This window comes from Bacteroidales bacterium, assembly GCA_018334875.1.
In the GTDB taxonomy this organism is placed as follows: domain Bacteria; phylum Bacteroidota; class Bacteroidia; order Bacteroidales; family UBA12077; genus JAGXLC01.
This window is the reverse complement of sequence record JAGXLC010000037.1, coordinates 1-22101: the sequence shown is the minus strand read 5'-3', so window position 1 is coordinate 22101 and position 22101 is coordinate 1. Positions and strand designations below refer to the sequence as shown.

The following is a 22101-nucleotide window of genomic DNA, read 5'->3' as shown; positions in this document are numbered from 1 at the left end:
GCATTTATATTCAGTGAATCCCGTTCAATGATGATGTCGCTGTTTATTGTATCTGTTAAATACCATGTCAATCTCACATCTCCTTCCTCATTCATTATACTGGCATTCTTCAAAACCGGTGGAGATATATCTTCCTGTGCGATGCCATATACGGTTTGAAGCAAAAGAATTATAAATATCAGGTATCTCAAAATGTTTGCTTTATTCATTTGTAAAGCTCTGGTGTTATGACCTGATGGTTTATTCACATTTCCCTGCTATTGACCTGATCATATCTTTCTCTGTGAGGTATTTGTTGGCCAGCTCCAGGATATCTTCCGCTGTAATCTGGTTGATGGTATCAACCATCTGCTGATAGTAATCTTCTTTCAGGCGGAGCTCGAGCAGGTTAAGATAAGTGGATGATGTGGGCAATGGTCCGTCGAAAGTACGAAGCAACTGGCCCAGCATGTAATTCTTGACCATATTCAATTCTTCATCGCTTACTTTTTCATTCCTCAGCTTTTTCATTTCATCATAAATGGCAGCAATGGCCTTCCTGCATACACCTGCTCCTACTTCGGAAATGATCACGAAATATCCTTCATTTACCAAAGGTACAAGCAGGGAGTTGATTCCATAAGTATAGCCTTTCTCTTCCCGCACTTTTTTCATCAAACGGGATCCGAAATATCCCCCAAGTATGGTATTTAATACCTGTATACCCGGAAACTCCGGGTGATGCTTCCCGAAAACGATCTTGCCTATACGTATAGCCGATTGTACGGCATTTTCCTTTGGGGTGAATATTTCCCTTTCACTTGTAGTAAAGGGCACATAATCGGGTGCATGGGTTTTCCCTTTTGTTTTCCAGAGGAAGGTGCCTAAAAATTCATCTATAGTTTGATGTACTGAGTCGTCAACCTTTCCGGTTAACAGAATCTCACTATTGCTTGTTGTGTAGTAATTCGTATGAAAATTCACCAGATCCTCCCGGGTAACACTGTCATAGTCCTCCAGGTGCACCATCTTGCCATAAGGATGGTGGTTTCCAAAAAGTGCCTCGTTGAACTTGATCCGGGACAGGTGATTCACCCTTGATTGTTCAAGGAGAAATTCCTGTTTTTTATGCTTGATATAGGTTTTCAGTTCTTCTTCGGGATAAGTGGGATTGATCAGTATATCCGAAAGAATATCAAGGGTTTCTCTTAGATATTTTTTCAGCGTGAGCAGAGATACCATGGCCACATCCTTGTTGACACTTGTTTTCAGAAAGGCTCCGTAATAGTCAAATTTTTCAGCTATCTCTCCAGCCGTATAATGTTTGGAACCTTCAGGAAGCATTTCGTTGGAAGTCATTGCAATGAGGGGTTTGGGCTGAAACCAGTTGCCCGCGCGGAACAGCAGATCTATTTTAACAATTTCCTCTGTCCCTGAATGTATTGAATATACCGGAATATTATTGGATAAGCGGAATTGGTTCGCCGAAGGAATATGGATGGTCTCAATCGATTGAATACCGGGTTGCTTTGTTCTTTCCATATTTTGCATAGTTATGATTTTTTAGCATGATAATACAGTGTGTTGCTGTTTGTTTCGTCCAGCAGATAATTGCTTACCCTTTGGATATCATGGGTTGTAGTTTTTCTGTAGTTTTCTATTTCCTGATTGATCCTGCCGGCATCTCCAAGCAATTCATAAAATGACAGGTTCATTGCTTTATGTAGCGCGCTGGTTTTACTGAAGGTATTTACAGCCTCTACCTTGTTTTTTACTTTCTGCAATTCTTCTTCCGTTATCCGGGTTTCCTTTAATTCATTCAGTTCTTTATTGAGCTCTGCCTCTGCGTCAGCCATGTTCACCTGCTCGGAAAGGCTGCCGGAGATAAGAAGAAGGCCTTCATCTATATCTCCTGTAATGAATGCATCAATGGTGGCGAATATTTGTTTTTTCTTTACCAGTTGCTGGTATAACCGGGATGATTTACCGTTTCCCAGCAGATCTGAGATCAGATCGGTGGGATAAAAGTCGGGATGGTTTCTGGCACACATCCGAAAGCCTTTATAAAGCACATTATGTGGGACTCCTCTTTCAACTTTCTCCTTTCGGGGTTCTTCCTGATGGGGTTCTTTGGGAATTTCCTTTTGTTCAATATCCCGGCGGGGTATCTCCCCGAACCACTTGTCGGCAAGAATTTTTATTTGATCGGGATCTACATTTCCTACAACAGATAAAATGGCATTGTTTGGAGCATAATGGTGATAAAAGAAATCTTTTACTTCCTCGAGTGTGGCATTTTTTATGTGGGAAGGATCTTTACCTATTGTTGACCATTGATAGGGATGTACTTTATAAGCCATTGGCCTGAGCAGAAAAAAAGCATCTCCATAAGGTTGATTCAGATAGCGTTGATTGAATTCTTCGATGACCACGTTTTTCTGTACCTCCACTTTTTCTTCGGTGAGTTTTAGCCCAAGCATCCTGTCTGATTCCAGCCAAAATGCAGTTTCAATGTTTTCTAGCGGCAGAGTCAGGTAATAGTTGGTAAGGTCATTGGTGGTAAAGGCATTATTTTCTCCCCCTGCTTTTTGAAGCGGGGTATCATAGGAAGGGATATTAACCGAGCCTTCGAACATCAGGTGCTCGAATAAATGGGCGAAACCGGTACGTTCGGGATTTTCATGTTTGGAACCCACATTGTATAAAAGGTTTACAGTGGCAATGGGGGTAGATTCGTCCCTGTGCACCATAAGTTTCAGACCGTTATCCAGTATATATTTGTTGAAATCGACCATATATCATCAATTTTGATTCTTTTACAGCACAAACTTATACAAATGCTCAAATTTACAATAAAACACCCGGTTTTTCATTTTGTTTTTTTGATTCACCCTGATGCCAAATTTGTGGCAGGTTTTGCGGCTGTTACGGGCTCCATTATTAATCCCTCCCAGGCATGGTAATAAAAAACTTTGTTTATTTGAGGTAAGATAAATGGAAATATTATTTTTGTGCTCGTTATGAAAAGACCAACGCGGCTTAGTAGATTACTGGTTTGGAGACGGCGGCATATAAGCGACAGACAGCTTATTATGATCCTCAGTGTCGTTGTCGGGATCACATCAGGTTTTGCTGCTGTAATTATCAAGAATGCCGTACATCTTATTAAAACTATAGTAACAAGTGGGTTTGTAGAGCAATACCAGAATTATCTTTATGTGGTTTTGCCCGCAATAGGGATACTGATAGCCGTAATTTTCATGCACTTTATACTGAGACAATCCGTGGGGCATGGTATCCCGCTCACCCTTGCATCCATTTCCAAGACCGGGGGCCGGATCAAACCCCATAATATGTTTTCTTCCGTTATAACCAGTGCGTTGACAGTAGGTTTCGGAGGTTCTGTAGGTTTAGAGGGGCCTACCGTGGCTACCGGTGCTGCCTGGGGATCCAATATAGGAAGAATATTCAGATTGAACTATAAGCAGATAATTTTACTTCTTGCTTGTGCCAGCGCCGGCGCTATGTCGGCCATCTTCAAGGCTCCGATCGCAGGTATTGTGTTTGTACTGGAGGTGTTGATGTTAGACCTCACCATGTCATCCCTTATTCCCCTGCTTTTGGCTTCGTTAACCGGTGCTTTGACTTCTTTTTTGTTTCTGGGCATGAGTGTATTGGTTCCCGCAGAGATCACAGAGGACTTTGTGATAAGCGAAGTGCCTTTTTATATATTGCTTGGGATATTTACCGGTTTGGTCTCGGTTTATTTTACCCGGATGTACAAGTTTGTTGAACAAACCTTCGACCGTATTAACAATCGATATACCCGATGGATCGTGGGCAGTGTGGCCCTCGGGGTGATCGTATTTTTCTTTCCTGCCTTGTACGGCGAAGGTTATGAATCGATCAACGCCTGCCTGGAGGGAGATTTTAGCTATCTGTTTGAGAAAAGCCTCTTTTACGGATTAAGAGATAATATTTATGTGGTATTCCTCTTTTTTGCCCTTATCCTTTTCCTGAAGGTTATTGCCACTTCCATTACTTTTGGTAGTGGCGGAGTAGGGGGTATCTTTGCTCCTACGCTTTTCACGGGTGTTAACAGCGGGTTATTTTTTGCCAAAGTCTTTAACCACTTTGGTGTTGATCACCTTCCGAATAGCCATTTTGCCCTGGCAGGCATGGGCGGTTTGATAGCCGGTGTTTTGCATGCTCCTTTGACCGGCATGTTCCTTATTGCGGAGATCACCGGCGGTTATGCACTGATCTTTCCGCTGATGATCGTTGCTACCATTTCCTATGCCGTAGCAAGGGTATTTGAACGTTATTCGGTATATACCTACCAGTTGGGCCGGCGGGGTGAGCTGTTTACCCATGATAAGGACAAAATGGTCCTCACCATTCTGAAAGTACGCAACCTGATAGAAACGAACTTTAAACCGATCCATGAGAGTGCTACGCTGGGTGACCTGGTCAAAGTGATCGCCAAGTCGGAACGAAATATTGTCCCGGTGCTCGATGATGAGGAAAAACTGAAGGGCATCGTTTTTCTCAATGACATTCGCCATATCATGTTTGACCGCGATAAATACGATCATGTATATGTGCGGGAGTTGATGTATATGCCAAGCCCTGTAGTACATCCCGATGAATCAATGGAAGAAGTGGCCAAAAAGTTTCAGACCACCAAGCATTATAATCTGCCTGTACTGGAAAATGGCAGATATCTGGGATTTGTTTCCAGGGCCAATGTCTTTTCTGCCTACCGGCGATTGCTCAGGAGCTTCTCAGAAGAATAATTTTTTATTAGATTTGTCGGAGTATAAGACAGGAACCCGGGACGAGGGTTTTGCTGTCTGATGTAACCTTCAACATATAATAATCATGGCTGATCTTTCAAGAAGAACATTTATCAAAAATCTTGCCGCCGGTACAGCAGGTTTGATTGCTACCGGTAGCGGAGTTCCCTGGTCAGGGAATATGGCCGGTTATTCGGTGGAAGTGCTCAATCCCGGCAACCGGGTCCCGGTGAGTTTTATTATCGATGATTCCACGGCCCTGGTGAATATGGCTTATTATGGAATACCGCAATTTAAGGAGGTATTTCCGGACCAGTACAAACAAGAATGGAAAAAGCTCCCACCGGAAATTCCCGATGATTTTGTAAGGGAGTTTGGTGAATGGTGCCGTAGTAATGGCGTGAAGGGAAAATACAGCATGGTGCCCTATCCGGCATGCACCGGATGGTTGCATCGCTTCATTCCCGGCTGGTCCTCCGGGGAATTAAAAAGAAGCCTGAAGCTGGTAAGGGATTTTATGATGCCGGATTGGGACATCCATCCGGAGATGATCAGCCATACCCGTGTAATCAACACACGCACCGGCATACCCTATCCTCATGCAACTCCTGAATATATGGAGAACTGGGAATGGAGCCAGGACAAGAGTTCCGATGTGTTGGCAAACTATATTGCCTATGCGTTGAATATACTGAAAGAAGTTGATCTCCCCTGTGAGGGTGTGACCACTCCGGGTGGCTTCGGTAGCCAAAATATGGATAACCTGGCCATGGGTACTCTGGAAGCCTGCCGGGATGTATTTCAGACGGAGATTCCCCATTTCTTCAGAGATTTGCGGACAGACCCCGAACAAAGCGTGGAACCGGAATTGTTCCATGTATCCGGCCTGGATACAGATGATCCCCGCTGCAGCGTCAGCATCATCGGGTGTACCGGTGACTGGTTTGGCGGCTGGGATGGGTTAAGCCCCGGCAGTGCTGACCGTTTTATTACCCCGGATCTCAAAAAAGGCAGGATGGTGGATGTGATTGAATCCGGGCAGCCGGCCCTTATGGTATGCCACTGGCCCGGCATCTATTACAATGGCAACAAACTTGGCTTCAACATTTTTAAAACGGTGGTTAAGCGGCTGCATCAGAAATACGATCACCTGATCTGGATGAAAAACAGCGAAATTGCCCGCTACTGGGCCTGTAAGAAGCTTACCAGTTTTCAGCCCTCGGAAACCGGAGTTCAAATTAAAGCACCCTTTTCCACCAGCCGCTTTACGGTTAAGATTAACAAACAGGTTGATGGCGCACAACTGGCACATTCAGACGGGAAAACCTCTTTCGCACGCGTGGATGATCCGCTGCAGCTTTCGGACAACACATTTTATACAAACCGGAATGAAAGTATATTTTGTTTCAGGTTACCTAAAGGGAAAAGTAAACTGGTATTGGGTTGATAACTATAATAGATTCATGAGAATATGGAATAAATAATTATAAGCATCAATTCACTAGCCCATATTCAATGGAAATCCTAAATCCTAAATCCTAAATTCTAAATCCTAAACAAATTATAATGTTCCAATCATTCAATGACCTAAACAGTTTATCCCAATTCAGTCATAATAGAATCGGAAATTTTCATAAATGTTTTATCAGATTTATTTGTTGTTTTGAAATTTCATTATTTGAATATTTGATATTGTTTAGAATTTCGAAATTAGATATTAGAATTTCGTTTTCTACCTAAGAATGGAAGAAAATTAAAACCAATGTACTATGAATCCTTTATTAATTCTTGTTTACCTGATCACTTCTTCATTGTTTTTTCAACAGGACAAACCGGTTTATGAATGCCACAAGACCAGTGAGGAGATTGAGATTGACGGGAAGATCGATGAACCGGCATGGGAGAAAGCTCCCGTTGCCCGCTTTGTTGCTCAGGACGGTTCCGAACCCCGCCTGAAAACCCGTTTTCAATGGCTGTGGGACGATGAATACCTTTACGGGGCTTTTCATGTGGAGGACGATCATTTGTGGGCCACAATGACCGAAAGAGATGCTTACCTGTGGAAGGAAAATGTGGTGGAGTTTTTCATCAATGCCGACGGTTGTTCCAAGTCGTACATTGAGATTGAGATCAACCCGCAGAATGCGATCCTGGACCTGTTTGTGCTGAACAAATACAATGCCCGCAAAGACATCAAACAGTTGTGGAACTGGGATGCCGAAGGGCTGAAAAGTGCGGTTCAGTTACAAGGCACCCTAAATGATGCCTCGGATACCGATGAAGGCTGGACTTTTGAGATCGCCATTCCCTTCGATGAGGTGTATACTGCTCCCAACCATCCTCCGAAAGACGGCGATCGCTGGTTTGTGGATTTCTGCCGAAGTGAAGGGGAGGAGAAAAAGACCACAGAGGCTTCTTCCTGGTCACCCCCGGCATTTCATAATCCACTTTCGTATGGGCAGATGGTGTTCAGGGAGTAAAAGTTTGAAAATTTGAGGGTTTGAAAAGAAGTTGGCAGTGGGCAAAGCACAGTTGGCAACTCCTGTAAGTTAAGAATTGGCAGGTGAGAGAAATAGTCATCTATGGACGTTGCTTGTATCAGTAATACAGTCGTAGCGACGAAATTATGGTACTTTATATATCCGTCTGTCCGAGAGTTTCGTGCATGCATGCGAGGCGATTTCGGAAGATTCCGAAAGTATCATGTAAGCGTGCGGCATGGTTTCGGAACTTTCCGAGACTACCAGCGAGCATGCGGGACGATTTCGGAACTTTCCGAAACCATCATGCAAGCATGCGGGACGATTTCGGGACCTCCGAAGATGCCATGCAAGCATGAAGGACGATTTCGGAACTTCCGGGTGTATCATACACCTATGCTGGATGAGTTCAAATCCCTTTTAGAGTACCATACAGGCATGCGGGAAATTTTTGGGTACATTTATTGTATCACTGAATGGTTTCTTCTTTCAATTGCATGAAACATTCAATATCGCTTGTCGGCGACCAGGCCCGTTTGACAGCAGGCATCCATCCATCCAATCCTGCCGGCAGGCAGGCATTCAATCATTTGTTCCACTCCAATTCAGCTTTCCAGATTCATCAGCTCTTTCCTTGACTTCACCTTCAGCTTGGAGTAGATGTTGTTTGCATGCGATTTGACAGTGCTCAGTCCGATATTGAACTCCTCGGATATCTCCTTGTTGGATTTTCCCTCCCTGAGCAGGGCATATACTTTTCTTTCCTGGACGGTGAGGTTTTTGACCGGGTTATGGTATTTTTGCCTTCGCTTTCTTGTTAGATGGGTAACCAGGATACCCAAGCCGAAAAAAGCTATACCAATGATGCTCCTGATTAGCCATTCACGAGCCGGACGGACGGGCAAAGACTCCCTGAATGCTTTGAAATAGGATGATTTCGGATGTTCCCAGTCTTCAAGATAATCTTTGTAGAATTGCTGGTTTTCGAAGTAGTTGGATTCGTATTTGCTTTGATGCAGGGCATATAGCGAAACGATGGGGTGAGAGCAGGTGTCGGCAAATCTTCTTAGCTTATCGTAAACGGCGTTTTTGATGAATTCCTTTTTCAGAGCGGAACCATCTCCCTGGAGGGTATCCGTATAAGAAGCCATTTCGTTGACACGCTGAAAAAGTTTGTTGGGATAATAACCGGAAATCTTTACATCAATTAGAAAGGTATTGTCGCTGGTATCATGAATCATGACGTTAGACTGGTTGTTGGCAATGACAAACAGATGGTTTTCCTCTTTTCCTCCAATGATCAGAGAAGCCGGGGGATCACCTTTTTTTGAGATATGGATCCTATAGAGTTTGTCCTGTGCCGGGAGGTAACCGGTATGAAACGAAAAATGCCCTGTACTGTCAATGTTTGCTTTTTCAATGATCATGTTATTGGACATGGTGTGCAATGCATTCAGATTGGGTATGAGGGAAAGATAAGCAACATGTGCCCAGCTTGAGTCAAGGTGGAGTCGACCCTTTATGCTTGGATCTGCTTTCAGGTTTTGGTGCATCAGACCAATCATCCCCAGGAATAATAGCAAACATTTTATAACAGGCATTTTTTCAGGATTAAATGTCATTTGACACAAGTTTGTCTTATTTAATTCCTGTGTTGGTCTTCCACATAATGTTGCCGGGTATCAATGAATAACCTTCCCTTGGCCTTAGTAGGGATGATCCGGATTTTCCATTTCCCTGGTGTCGGATTCTTAAAATTTTTGTTAATTTCTCCATGCACCCTTTCTTCTTTTCCCTGCTTTCCCTTTTTTGGGCCTTCAGGATTTATCTGGCTGCCCACTGAAAAATTTCCATGCTTCTCCCCACTGGGATCATAAATTTCAACAGTAAGCCTGCCCGCTTCAATCATACTTCTTATTTTTATCCTGCAATATTTTGTTTTATTTATGATCATCATATTGAGCTCCTCCGTTTTCGAATCTCCATTAAGGCGAATGGATCTGTTCATCTTAAGCTGAGTGCTTTCACTTTTAATTGTCTGCCACTGAGTTTGTGCCATTCCATTTCCGGCAAAAATAAATAGTGCCAGTAAAGTTGCTGATCCCAATTTAACCATCTTTTTCATAATCGTAAAATTTTTTGGTTTAAAAATCATTTGTCCATACAAATATAGGCTTGACTTTTTTGATGTGCTAATATCCGGGGATTGAAAAAGGGTGGGAAAAAGGTCTAAAATAAGGGTAATGGCCACGAATGCACGGATGAATTTTTTATTGATCCTGAAATTATTTACTTTTTTTTATACTTCAATATAAGATAAAATTAGTTAATATTCAAGAAACTATAGTTGGAATGGCGATGGCTCGAGCTGACTTATGTCTGATTTGGCCCTTATGTCATTCCTGACGGAATTTCGGTTAGCCTGATATTGCAGCTAAACCCGGGTTTACACCCGGGCCTACAAAGATATCAGGCCTACGGCCTTACACAAGATCTAAATTTCAGTGTAATATGCTTATTTATAAAAAGTAGACTCAGTGATGATCTGAATGCCTTTAGGCAAGTAATCTTTGTAGCCCCGCATGGAATGAAATGGAATCCCGGGTTGGTAAAGTAACCGGGGAACGGAATACCGCAGATATGGCATGTTGGGTTATATTAGACATGGTTTCTGAAAATATTGAGCCACGGATGCATGAATAAAAAAATCATTCGTGCATTCGTGGCCATCACATTTTCCTGAACAATCTCCGGAAACATATTGTTTTTTATCAAATGGTTGCATTAATCTTTAAGCCATGGGTTATTTTTCAAAGACCAATTATTATCCGGTTATCGCACTGGTTTTATTATCGGCTATATTCTTTTTTGGTGCAGTAACCAATAACCAACAGATCAATCCGGATGAAGGCGTACAAAAGGTAAAGGCGGCCATGGCTTTCAATGTATATGAAAAAGATCCCATCAATGTTGTACAGCAAAAAGCGGAAGTTATGGAAACACAACAAAAAAACATCACAACAGCACTTATAGAACCTGATGGCAATTTTCCCAACAACGACCGGTTTCCTGTGCTCATTTATGAACCGGAGGATTTGGATTTGTCTGAAGCGAGAGATTTTGAAAGCCTCTTTCGCCGGAACAACTGGAAGAATTCCTGGCGCAACGGTATTTTTAGCATGCATCATTACCACAGCATTACGCATGAGGTGTTGGGTATTTATGGCGGTGAGGCTGAAGTTCAGCTTGGCGGCCCGAACGGCCAAACTTTTACACTGAAGAAGGGCCAGGTGGTTATTTTGCCTGCAGGCATCTCCCACAGGAACCTGGGAAGTTCTTCTGACTTTGCTTGTGTAGGAGCCTATCCCGGCGGCAGCGACTGGGACATGAACTACGGCAAGCCTGAAGAATTGGAACAGGCACTCGATAACATCTCCCAGGTAGGTCTTCCTGATCAGGACCCGCTTTACGGTGAGAAGGGACCGCTTTTTGAGCATTGGAAATAAATTTTTCTCAGGATTTTGAAGCAGTGTTTGATATGGTGAGGGTAGCCATATTGGAAAATATATAGAATTGTTAACTTAGCCTCCAATATGAATGAACCATCAAACATTATGCAGCTAATTTATTGCCTAAAGAGGTTCAGGCTGTTGCGATAAAAGTCAGTCAGTAGTAGTTCTTAGCCTCGCCTTCGACCCATTCCAACAATTTGACAATATAACAATGTAACAATTTTATTCATTTCTCCTCTTCCCATCTTCTCCTCTTCCCGTCTTCTCGTTTTCTCGTCTTCTCCTCTTCCCATCTTCTCGTTTTCCCGTCTTCCTGCACCCAATCTAATCAATCAACCAATCCCGCCTCCACTCCGTTTTGGCGGGCAGGCACCCAATCATTATCTTATCTCCGCACCCAGTTGTTCCCTGAACGTGTTGATGAGTTTTTTCATGATCTTGTCGATGTGTTTCTCCTTCAGCGTTTGCTTTTCATCCTGCAGTATAAAGCTGACTGCGTATGACTTTTTGTTTTCCCCCAGTTTTTCCCCTTGATAAACATCAAAAAGCGATACATCTTTCAGGAACTTTCTTTCTGTTTTGTAGGCCAGATCTTCGATCTGTTTGAAACGGATATCTTCATTGAGAAGCAATGCCAGATCTCTTCTAACATGTGGATATTTGGGGATCTCTTTATATTCTACCCGGTTGTTTTCGGCCAGCTCCATTGCCTTGCCCCAGTATATGTCGCCGAAATAAACAGGGATCTCAATATCCAGCTTGTTCAGGATGTTTTGATGTACCATACCCACCTCGGCAACGGTATGTTTTTTCAGCTTGTACCTGAGGCCCTGGTCAAAAATGTCGGTCTCGAGTTCTTCCATTTTAAACTGTCGCATATGGAAGCCCAGTTTATCCAGGATGTTTTCCACATAACCTTTCATGTGGAAGAAATCGGCAGGTTTTTGTTTTTGTATCCAGCTTTCGCCGGTAAATTGGCCCGAAATGAATAATCCCAGATGGCTTTCCTCATGAAATCCTTTTAGTGCATCATCTGATTCATTGGTTGATTCACGGGAATAGCAGTTCCCGATCTCGAAAACCTTCAGATCCGGCCTTTGATGGTTGATGTTATGGGCCACAGCTTCCAGTCCACCGAAGAGCAATGTTTGCCTCATACTGTTGAGATCGCTGCTAAGGGGGTTATGGAGATACACCAGGTTGTTTTCCGGGAAGGTGGTAAGGTCATTATAATAAGCAGATTTGGTCAGGGAATTGGACATGATTTCAGTAAACCCTTTCCCTGTGAGCAACGTGGAGATAACGTCCGTATATTGTTCCCGGTCGGTACCTTCCGAATAAGTTAATGTGGCGTTTAGCTTTTCCGGAGTTTCAATTCTGTTGTATCCGTAGATTCTCAGTATTTCCTCGATCACATCCACCTCCCTGGTGACATCTACCCGGTAAGTGGGGATGCGTAACTTCATCCCCCGTTCGGTTTCTTCTTCGATCTCAATATCCAGAGCCGGTAATATCGTTCTCAAAACAGGCAGGGGAATTTCCATTCCTGTCAACCTGACAAGGTTGTCGAAGTTTAGATCTACCGGTGCTTTGTCTATGGGATCGGGATATTCGTCCACAATTTCTGAAGAAATGTTGCCCCCTGCGATCTCTTTCACCATGAGTGCAGCTCTTTTCAGGGCGTAAACGGTATTGTTCGGGTCGGCGCCTCTTTCGAAACGGTATGAAGCATCTGTATTGAGAATGTGCCGTTTGGCCGTATTTCTAATGTGTCTCGGATCAAAGTAAGCACTCTCGATAAAAAGGTTTTTGGTATGCTCAGTTACACCGGAATTGGTTCCGCCAAGGACCCCAGCAATACACATGGGTTTTTCGGTATCGCAGATCATAAGGTCTTCTGCGGATAATTTGATTTCCTGTTTATCAAGAGAGATAAACGGGGTTCCCTCACTAAGTTTTTGGATGAGGACCTTATTGTCCTTTATTTTATCCGCATCAAAAAAGTGGAGGGGCTGACCGGTTTCCAGCAATACAAAGTTGGATATATCCACCAGGTTGTTAATGGGATTAAGCCCTACTGCCTTTAAACGGTTTTGTAACCATTCAGGGGAAGGTTCCACATTTACGTTGGTGAGGGTAACTCCGGAATATCGCGGGCAGGCTTCCCTGTTAACGATTTCCACATCAATCTTCAGGTTATCATCGTCTTTTTTGAAGTGGTCTACGGATGGTTTCTTTAATTTTATATCTTCTTTCTGCCTGAGGTATGCCAAAAGGTCCCGGGCTACGCCAATATGGGAGGCACCGTCGATGCGGTTGGGGGTGAGGTCGATTTCCAAAACGGTATCCTCTTCAAAATGAAAGTAATCTTTTACCTTTCCGCCTAAGGGGGCGTCGTCATCTAATACAATAATCCCTTCGTGGTCATCTCCCAGACCGACCTCATCCTCTGCGCAGATCATACCTTCTGAAACTTCTCCCCGTATTTTGGTTTTTTTGAGTTCTGTTCGCTTACCGTTCATGAATAGCTTGGTTCCCGGCTTGGCCACCACCACCTTCTGACCTTCGGCTACATTCGGTGCTCCACATACAATGGGTAGTTCGCGGTCCATTCCCACATCCACGGTGGTAATGCTCAGGTTATCTGCTTTGGGGTGGCTCTTGCAGGAAGTAACCCGGCCAATTACCAGTCCCTCCAGTCCGCCTTCCACAGACTGAAAAGCTTCCCTGCCTTCCACCTCCAGGCCTGTGTTGGTTAAAATCTGCGCCACTTCTTCGGGCGATAAACTTGTATCCACGTAATCTTTTAGCCAGTTATAAGAGATTTTCATTGCAACAAATTGTTTTCAGGAATTCATTTTATGATTCGGTGCTGTATAGAGGTGACAAAATTAAAAAATATTTGGACAAAATTAAGAACAAGATTTGGCCGATGGATATTGATAATTATAGACATTTCCATATCTTTGCATAACATTAAACCAACTGGTGATAAACATTGGACAAAAAGAGACCTTTAATCCTGGTAACGAATGATGATGGAGTGGAGGCGAAGGGCTTCAACTCGTTGATAGAAATGGTACGTCCATTTGGATCGATATATGCGGTAGCTCCTTTTTATGTGCATTCGGGAAAGTCTCATTCCATCACAGTAGAGGTACCGATCAGGTACAGAAAGCTCAGAGAATCGGAGAATGTTCAGGTATATGGATGTTCGGGTACCCCAGTCGATTCTGTTAAGCTGGCTTTTGGCGAAATACTTCCCAGGGATCCCGATCTGGTTGTTTCTGGTATCAATCATGGTTCCAATGCCTCTGTGAGTGTGATGTATTCCGGAACGATGGGGGCCGTTATTGAAGCATGCCTGAATGAGATCCCTTCCATTGGTTTTTCTTTGCTAGATTTCGATCCGGATGCCGACTTTACCGGAACTGTTGAATACGGAAGAAAGATTGTTCAACATACACTGGAAAAAGGCCTTCCGAAGGGAACCTGTTTGAATGTTAACGCGCCGTCAATTCCCGCCGAGGAGATCAAGGGAATAAAAATATGCCGTCAGGCAAAAGGCGTATGGCGCGAGGAATTTGAAAAACGGCTCGATCCCCGGGCCGGTGAATATTTTTGGCTTACCGGATATTTTGAAAACCATGAGAACGGGGCAGCCGATACCGATGAGTGGGCCCTTGCCAATGGATATATTTCAGTTGTTCCCATCAAGGTAGATCTTACTGATTACGAGGCAATGAAAAGGCTGAAGGATATCGGTTATGATTAGCAGGAAGAGATGGGATTCTCTGAGACTTGGAATTATATTGGGTATAGGATGGCCGTTAATTGTCATGGTGGTATTTTATCTTGTGAAATTTGCCAATTATCCGCTGAATATATTTTTTGACCAGCTATTGGATTTGAAATTATTCTCCAAGTTCATTAGCGTGTGTGTATATCCCAATCTGCTGCTTTTTTTTATTTTCATCTGGTTAAACCGTCTCTACTCTGCCAGAGGAGTTCTTTTAGCCACTTTATTACTTGGTTTTCTTGTTATTATTCTGAAGTTTGCATGAAATGAAGTATTATCTTATTGCAGGCGAAGCCTCGGGAGATCTTCACGGCTCCAATCTGTTAAAGGGCCTGAGACAGGTTGATCCGAATCCGTCATTCCGGTTTTGGGGAGGAGACCGCATGCAGGCCCACGGTGGCGAGCTGGTGAAACATTATCGCGAGCATAGCATCATGGGCTTTTGGGAAGTTTTGGTAAGTTTTCGGAAAATCAAACGGAATTTTAGAATTTGCAGACAGGATCTTTTGGATTACAATCCCGATGTTTTGATATTGATCGATTATCCGGGTTTCAACCTGAGGATGGCCCGCTTTGCCAAAAAGCACAACATTCCGGTATATTATTACATATCCCCGAAGATATGGGCATGGAAAGAATCGAGAATAAAAAAGATCAAGGCTTTTGTCGACCGCATGTTCATCATCTTTCCCTTTGAAAAGGAATTCTACAGGGATCATGATTATCCTGCGGAATATTATGGCAACCCCTTGATTGATGCCATCGATGAGTGGAAGGAAAACCGAAAGCCCTGGAATGATTTTATAAAAGAGCATAACCTGGAAGACAAGCAGGTTGTTGCCATTTTACCGGGCAGCAGAAAGCAGGAAATTGACCGTAATTTTTCTGTTATGCTGAAAGTGATTAAGGATTTCAATGAATATCAGTTTGTGGTGGCAGGTGCTCCTTCCATTGAACCTGAGTATTATCGGGAGTATCTGAGGGAGACGAGCGTGCATTTTTTGTATGACAAAACTTATGAATTGTTAAACCATTCCGTGGCCGCGCTCATTACGTCCGGGACTGCAACACTGGAAGCTGCCTTGTTTAATGTACCACAGGTAGTGTGCTATAAGGCCAATCCCATATCCTACCGGATAGCCAAACATTTCGTAAAGGTGAGCTATATTTCCCTGGTTAACCTGAACATGCAAAAAGAAGTAGTCAGGGAACTGATCCAGGATGAGATGAACCCTGACAATCTGAGGCAAGAGCTGGATAACATCCTGAACAACGGGGAGTATATCCGGCAAATGAAAGAAGAATACAGCAAGTTAAGAGAGAGGTTGGGAGGAAGAGGAGCCTCTTACCGGGTGGCAAATGCTATGTATGAGCACCTTTGTGGGGCGAAGAGCGGAGTGCCTAGAGCCTAGAGCATGGAGCAAGGAGCAAAGAGCTTAGAGCATGGAGCGAAGAGCACAGAGAGCGAAGGCGAAGATTAAGAAGTTTAAGGTTTGATGTTTAAAGTTTGACAAGTTTTAGATTCAAATTATAGAAGCTGCACAAGGACTATTGTAAAGCATATAAAGATCCCGGATGATTTTTGATAAGAAATCTTCTGAAACCCGCCGAGGGACTGGTGCTACCTCCGGGGGACGGGTCAAAACCCCAAAGAATAGGACACCATGCCGAGGGGACGAGTGACAACTCCGAGGGATGGAGTGACAACCCTGAGGGATCGGTTGACAAGTCCGAGGGATCGGGTCACAAGTCCGAGGGATGGTTTACAGGTCAGAGGGAGCGTGTGACAACCCCGAGGGGAGGTCTCACAATTCCAGGGGAGGGTTTACTATATCTGAGGGGATGATCAACAAGTCCCAGGTTAGGATTTACCCGCTTCAGCCATTAAGGCAAGCGCCAATCCACTAACGTTACGGTAGGAATGAAACGCAGCCCGGGGCATTTCTGCAAATACAACCAAATGACCACGAATGACAATGAATGACCATTCTATTTCCTTGCCAGCATTAGCATTACTTGTTACAACAATCAAACTCCTGTCAAACTCTTTATCAAACTCTTTGTCAAACTCCTGTCAAACTCTTTGTCAAATTCCTGTCAAACTCTTTATGACATCAACTATTGAATGTCAAAATAAAAAAGAACGTTTACCGGAATTTAATGTCGATCACCACAATTTCCGATACACCTGTCGTCCTGACCGGAGGGCCCCAGAGCCGTATGCCGCTTGTAACAAAGAAATGGGTATTGTTTATTTTCTCATGCCCCCAGCTTAGGAGATAGATGCTTTGGGTAATCAGGTTGAAAGGGAAAAGCTGGCCGTTGTGGGTATGTCCGGAAAACTGGAGATCTACCCTCGTTTTGCTGATTTCCGGGATCCTTGTGGGTCTGTGATCCAGCATGATGACCGGAAGGGAATCCCTGCCCTGACTCAGGAGTGTTTCAGGTGATTTTCTGTCGTCTATATGCTGATCCAATCTGCCGATCAGATTCACGGAGTTGTTGATGACAACAACGCTATCTTTTAATAATTCTATTCCGGCCCGTTCAAAAAAGGGTTCCGTGTCGTTGCCTCCATAAATTTCATGGTTTCCGATGACCCCATAACTTCCATATTTTGCATGAATCTGACTCAACAGTTCTTCAAATTTCTCCAGTTTGTCCTCATCGCCGTCGCCTTCCAGAATGTCGCCGCCGAACAACATCAGGTCGGGTTGTATGGTGTTGATTTTTTCTTTTACGCGTTCCACGTAATTCAGGTTGGTTCTTGGATTGAGGTGGAAATCGGCGATAAAGGCAATTTTCATATGGTCGGGTTGTGAAGATCGACGTGGAATCTCGATTTGATAATGAGAGGTCTGTATGTTATTAAAGTGAATGATCCCGCCGATAATCACCAGGATCGGAAGCATTACAACAATCCAAAGTCCTTTCGCTTTTTGCCTGACGGATTTGAATAAGGGGTTGGGCACCATTTTTAACCATTTGTTGAGAAGAAGGAAAATGTCAAAAAGAATGATTGCAATCAGGAAGTATAAGAAGAAAACCGCTGTATAGGAGCCAAAAGTGATGATATGTTTTGATAGTGCGCTGAACTGATCCTCAAGGAAAAAATTGGTCAGGGGAAATAGGAGAACCAGCACCAGAAAACCCAAAGTATATAAGGTCAGCCGGTTTCTGGGAATAAAATGGTGCTTGATACGGAAAAACACGTAAATTAGTGGAAGAAAGTATATAATTGTAACAATAATAAAAAACATAATCATCTTTTTGTGTTGATTTTAACTTATTTTACATGTATAAAGAACGCTGTATTTTCAATCATTTTGTTATTCCATTCTGATCAGCCTGCCGGAGGCATCCCGTTCAAATATAATTTTTTTCGGATCGCCTGTATAATAGATGTTTCCTTTGCTTTTTGTATATACCTCCAGCGTATCCTGTACAGATAAGTAACCATTGGCAATGGAATGTTGTTCAATAACCGCATGAGCGGTTATAAGGTTTTTTGCCTGAAGCCTCCCCGAACCGTATAGCTTTATGTGACTGTTGTTGCATTTTCCTGAAAACTTATACTTTCCGGTGTTGGTGGTCCAGTTTTCAAAATAAAAGGACTCGGTATCCAGTATCAGGTCCACTTCGGAAAGCCCATTGGCTACAATGATCTTTAGATTTTCCGAATGAATGGTATCTTCTGACCATAGCTGCGCGGGTTCCTCAATACGGAAATATTCCAGGTTGGTAAAGTGAAATGCTATAACCGGTCTCTCTGTTCCGCGGTACCATTGATTTGTGCCTTTCCCGCGAACAAAAATTCTCTTGTCTTCCTGTTTAAAAGATATGTTGTTGACAACGCTTCTTTGTCCTTTTAATACTGCCTTACACACTGTATCTTCCACCAGGCGGATGTCAGATATACTCCATATCCTGACATAATTATAAGGTTCCAGGGGCACTTCTTTCACAATTTCCCGATCCTCGGTGTATAATTCATTTACCTTTTCGCATCCCCCTGTAAAGATGCTTATCAGGGAAAAATAAACTGGCAGGTATTTTATGATGTGCTTCATTTTACCAAAGATAACCGATTCCGAATTCAATAAATTCTGCATTTGCATTATGGGATTTGAGGGACAGATTCAGTATGATCCGGTCATCGCTATAATATCTAAGCCCTATTCTGTTGTATATATCAGTAATATAGAATGCCTTATTGTAAAAGTAGTGCCCCAGTTGTATGGTCAGGGAGAAATCTCCCACGATGAAGTCATGGGAAATATGCATCCCGAGCCTGTATAGGTCGCTGCTTGTTATTCCGGTTCTAACAGGTTCTTCCCTGAAATTTCTCAGCGCACTGTTGTAAAAAACATCCAGCCCCGTACCTGCTTTGGCAAAATGTGCATACTGACGTTCGTAACTCATATTGAGAGAGGAGATATAATATACAGCCTTATTAAATCGGTTATAATCTTTTAAACCATGGGACCAGATTACCGAAAAATGATTTTTGTCAGGGATTTCAGGTTGGGTGAAATCTTTTTTTAAAGGTTCAGGTTGGCTGAAAAAATACCTGATACCAAGGGAACCATTGATAACATTCAGCCCTTTGTTGGGAGATTTGATCTTCCCGTTAGAAAAATGGGTGAAGCCAATGCCTGATATGAGCTTGTAATCTTCGGTTATGTTTATCAATGCATTCAGAAAGAGGTTGAAATGAAGGTTCAGGTGTGAACCGATGGCAATATTATATATATTATTGTAGATATCGAATGTTTTTGAAATGTAGGATAACCCGGTGGACATTCTGTAGTTCAGCTCAAGTTGATTGCGGATGTTCCATATAGGTGCTTCAAAAAAAGCATACACCGAATGGGCATTGCCATATACTTCCCGGTTGCCCAGAGAACCATGATAATATCCGACACCCAGGGCCGGTTGATGATAAAGATTTTCCCAAAGCTTTTTTCCATCTTTCTTTTTTATAAGATTCAGGTTGAATGAGGAAATGTATTCATTTGTTATAAAGTCGATTGCGGGAACGTGAGGCATGATCATACCTGAATTGTAAGAGATTTCTGTTTGATCAAACGGAAGCTCTTTATCCTGTTTTTTTTCCTGAGCACAGGTGGTACCTGCAAAAAAAATAAATAACAGAAGAATTGTTTGTTTACCCATCATACCTTTCATTACCGCGCCGGCAAAAATAACATTCTTCTGATGAATTTATTCAAAACAGAAATACATTATTTTTGTGGCAGGTAAATTATAGAATTATGATCATACTCCTTAAAAAAGAGATCAACGAATTTTTTAGCACAATTACCGGTTATATAGTGGTTCTGGTATTTTTGCTGGCGGTGGGATTGTTTATGTGGGTGTTTCCCGGTCAGCACAATGTGCTGGACAGCGGCTATGCCTCATTGGATACGCTTTTCACACTTGCTCCCTGGATTTTCCTGTTTTTGGTTCCGGCGGTTACCATGCGGATGGTTGCTGAGGAGAAAAAATCGGGCACTATGGAGCTTTTAATGACCCGTCCTATATCAGATCTGCAGATTGTAGTTTCCAAATATCTGGCAGCTTTGATTCTGGTAGTAATAGCGCTGATACCGACACTGATCTATTTTTACAGTGTCTATCAGTTGGGTAATCCTGTTGGTAACGTAGATATAGCGGGAACAGTGGGTTCATATATCGGCCTGTTTTTCCTGGCCGCTATTTATGTGTCTATAGGGATTTTTGCTTCTTCTTTGACCAGCAATCAGATTATTGCCTTCATCATTGCCGTGCTGATTTCTTTCTTTTTTTATATGGGATTTGATTTTTTAAGCGAAATGTGGATATTCGGTGGAATCGATACCTTTATAGTTGATCTGGGCATTAATGCACATTATAAATCAATGAGCAGGGGTGTGATTGATACCCGTGATGTTGTATATTTTCTTAGTGTCATCGTGGTTTTTATTTTTCTAACAAAAACCATCATTCAAAATCGTAAATAATTGGCTTATATATGAAAGGAAACAGAAAAAATCTCATTCAGTTTGTACTCTTGCTTGTTCTGATCATTGTGGTCAATTTCATTTCTTCCAGCGTATATCACCGTTTCGACCTCACCGCCGACAACAGATATACCCTGAAGCCTAAAACCAAAGAGATACTCAGAGACCTTAATGAAGTGGTGTATTTCAAGGTGTATTTGACCGGAGATATGCCTATTGGATTAAAACGCATGGAGAACCGGATTAAGGAGATGCTTGATGAATTTCGGGTTCATGCAGGGGATAACATTCAGTATCAGTTCATCAATCCTTCAGAAGGAAGGGATTCAAAAGAAAGGAAGAGGTTTTATCAAGATCTCAGGGACAAAGGTCTGGAGCCAACCAATGTCAAAAGCAGGGATAAAGAGGGTGGTTATAGCCAGAGAATGATCTTTCCCGGAGCCATTGTTAATTGTGGGGAGCAACAAACAGCGGTGAATCTTTTAAAGAACAATCCGGGTTTATCTTCAGACAGAAATCTGAACCATTCCATACAGGGACTGGAATACAATCTTTTAGATGCGGTGTATAAGCTTACACTTGATGAGAAACAATCCATTGCCTTCATCACAGGCCATGGGGAGCTGGATGAGTATCATGTGGGGGATATTTCCAAAACCTTATCGGATTATTACAAGGTGGACAGGGTCCGGATGGACGGTATTACCCCTGAATTGTATAATTATAAAACCCTTGTGCTAGCCAAGCCTCAGGAAGCCTTTTCCAAAGAAGAGAAATATACACTTGACCAATATCTTATGAATGGGGGCAGCATCATCTGGTTTATCGATAAGGTGGACATAAGTATCGACAGCCTTTCCATGAAAAGCTCTACTATGGCCAACATATCTCAACTGAATCTGGAAGATCAGTTATTTCAATACGGCGTTCGCCTTAATCCTGATTTGATCAAGGACGTTCAATGTGCCGTCATTCCGGTCAATACTTCTTATTCGGGCGATAAGCCTAACTTTACTCCTTCTCCGTGGGTGTACTATCCTTTGTTGTCCTCACCGGCCAACCATCCCATCAATAAAAATCTGAATATGATCAAAGCTCAGTTTGTCAGTTCTATCGATACCTTGCCTGCCAATCCTGAATTGGAAAAGACCGTTTTGCTGACCTCCTCCGATCATTCCCAAACCATCCAGGCACCTGTCATGGTGAGCTTAAGTGAAATTGAGAAGAAAATAAGCCGGGCTTCGTTTAATGAGTCCCGGAAGACAACGGGGGTGCTTTTGGAAGGTAAATTTCAGTCGGTTTTTGAAAATCGGTTTGTCTCTGATTTGCAAAAGAAGACAAAAAGAGATTTCAGGACAGCAAGTGATGAAACCCGCATGATCGTTGTATCCGACGGCGATATGATTAAGAACCGGGTTACACATAAAGCTGGAAGAACCATGATTACCCCTCTCGGCTATGATCGCTATACCAAGCAAACATACGGGAATAAAGATTTTATTGTGAACAGTGTCCATTACCTCACGGATAAGG

18 protein-coding genes are annotated in these 22101 nt (G+C 42.8%); 8 read left to right on the top strand and 10 right to left on the bottom strand.

Annotated features, from left to right (window positions below):
* The 3 genes from KGY70_05210 to KGY70_05200 form a co-directional block, all read right to left on the bottom strand.
* Positions 1–209 (bottom strand): hypothetical protein (locus KGY70_05210; protein ID MBS3774561.1); only part of this gene is annotated, 209 nt, incomplete at its 3' end.
* Between the two features lie 31 nt (positions 210–240).
* Positions 241–1521 carry an insulinase family protein gene (locus KGY70_05205; protein ID MBS3774560.1) on the bottom strand — a complete coding sequence of 427 codons (1281 nt, stop codon included), beginning with the start codon at positions 1519–1521 and terminating at the stop codon, positions 241–243.
* Positions 1522–1532: 11 nt separating this feature from the next.
* Positions 1533–2774, bottom strand: a complete 1242-nt coding sequence (locus KGY70_05200) for an insulinase family protein (GenBank protein MBS3774559.1) — start codon at positions 2772–2774, stop codon at positions 1533–1535.
* A gap of 225 nt (positions 2775–2999) precedes the next feature.
* On the opposite strand from KGY70_05200, the gene KGY70_05195 reads away from it, so the two are divergent.
* From KGY70_05195 to KGY70_05185, 3 genes are all read left to right on the top strand, one after another.
* Positions 3000–4775: a chloride channel protein gene (locus tag KGY70_05195; GenBank protein MBS3774558.1), complete on the top strand. Its 1776-nt coding sequence runs from the start codon at positions 3000–3002 to the stop codon at positions 4773–4775.
* Between the two features lie 85 nt (positions 4776–4860).
* Positions 4861–6222 (top strand): twin-arginine translocation signal domain-containing protein, encoded by a 1362-nt coding sequence (locus KGY70_05190; GenBank protein MBS3774557.1) that lies wholly within the window; start codon positions 4861–4863, stop codon positions 6220–6222.
* A gap of 322 nt (positions 6223–6544) precedes the next feature.
* The gene (locus KGY70_05185; protein ID MBS3774556.1) at positions 6545–7255 is read left to right on the top strand and encodes a carbohydrate-binding family 9-like protein; all 711 of its coding nucleotides are present in this window, start codon (positions 6545–6547) and stop codon (positions 7253–7255) included.
* Positions 7256–7860: 605 nt separating this feature from the next.
* On the opposite strand, the gene KGY70_05180 is transcribed toward KGY70_05185, so the two are convergent.
* Positions 7861–8877 carry a helix-turn-helix transcriptional regulator gene (locus KGY70_05180; protein ID MBS3774555.1) on the bottom strand — a complete coding sequence of 339 codons (1017 nt, stop codon included), beginning with the start codon at positions 8875–8877 and terminating at the stop codon, positions 7861–7863.
* A 20-nt stretch (positions 8878–8897) separates the two neighbouring features.
* On the bottom strand, positions 8898–9380 hold the full coding sequence (locus KGY70_05175; protein MBS3774554.1) for a hypothetical protein: 483 nt from the start codon (positions 9378–9380) through the stop codon (positions 8898–8900).
* Between the two features lie 673 nt (positions 9381–10053).
* On the opposite strand from KGY70_05175, the gene KGY70_05170 reads away from it, so the two are divergent.
* Positions 10054–10761 carry a hypothetical protein gene (locus KGY70_05170; protein ID MBS3774553.1) on the top strand — a complete coding sequence of 236 codons (708 nt, stop codon included), beginning with the start codon at positions 10054–10056 and terminating at the stop codon, positions 10759–10761.
* A gap of 173 nt (positions 10762–10934) precedes the next feature.
* On the opposite strand, the gene KGY70_05165 is transcribed toward KGY70_05170, so the two are convergent.
* Both KGY70_05165 and KGY70_05160 read right to left on the bottom strand, forming a co-directional pair.
* The gene (locus tag KGY70_05165; GenBank protein ID MBS3774552.1) at positions 10935–11099 is read right to left on the bottom strand and encodes a hypothetical protein; all 165 of its coding nucleotides are present in this window, start codon (positions 11097–11099) and stop codon (positions 10935–10937) included.
* 48 nt (positions 11100–11147) lie between these two features.
* Positions 11148–13598, bottom strand: coding sequence for a phenylalanine--tRNA ligase subunit beta (locus tag KGY70_05160; GenBank protein ID MBS3774551.1), 2451 nt, complete (start codon positions 13596–13598; stop codon positions 11148–11150).
* 167 nt (positions 13599–13765) lie between these two features.
* On the opposite strand from KGY70_05160, the gene surE reads away from it, so the two are divergent.
* Complete coding sequence (gene surE, locus KGY70_05155; GenBank protein ID MBS3774550.1) at positions 13766–14542, top strand: 5'/3'-nucleotidase SurE; 777 nt, start codon at positions 13766–13768, stop codon at positions 14540–14542.
* Between the two features lie 290 nt (positions 14543–14832).
* Positions 14833–15978, top strand: a complete 1146-nt coding sequence (lpxB, locus tag KGY70_05150) for a lipid-A-disaccharide synthase (GenBank protein MBS3774549.1) — start codon at positions 14833–14835, stop codon at positions 15976–15978.
* A gap of 735 nt (positions 15979–16713) precedes the next feature.
* On the opposite strand, the gene KGY70_05145 is transcribed toward lpxB, so the two are convergent.
* From KGY70_05145 to KGY70_05135, 3 genes are all read right to left on the bottom strand, one after another.
* Entirely contained in the window at positions 16714–17826 is a 1113-nt protein-coding gene (locus tag KGY70_05145) for a metallophosphoesterase (protein MBS3774548.1), read from the bottom strand.
* A gap of 69 nt (positions 17827–17895) precedes the next feature.
* Complete coding sequence (locus KGY70_05140) at positions 17896–18678, bottom strand: DUF2807 domain-containing protein (GenBank protein MBS3774547.1); 783 nt, start codon at positions 18676–18678, stop codon at positions 17896–17898.
* Positions 18638–19744 (bottom strand): acyloxyacyl hydrolase, encoded by a 1107-nt coding sequence (locus KGY70_05135; protein ID MBS3774546.1) that lies wholly within the window; start codon positions 19742–19744, stop codon positions 18638–18640. Before KGY70_05135 ends, KGY70_05140 begins: the two co-directional genes overlap by 41 nt.
* A 95-nt stretch (positions 19745–19839) precedes the next feature.
* On the opposite strand from KGY70_05135, the gene gldF reads away from it, so the two are divergent.
* Both gldF and gldG read left to right on the top strand, forming a co-directional pair.
* Positions 19840–20568: a gliding motility-associated ABC transporter permease subunit GldF gene (gene gldF / locus KGY70_05130; protein MBS3774545.1), complete on the top strand. Its 729-nt coding sequence runs from the start codon at positions 19840–19842 to the stop codon at positions 20566–20568.
* An 11-nt stretch (positions 20569–20579) separates the two neighbouring features.
* A partial coding sequence (gene gldG, locus KGY70_05125; protein MBS3774544.1) for a gliding motility-associated ABC transporter substrate-binding protein GldG occupies positions 20580–22101 on the top strand: 1522 nt, incomplete at its 3' end.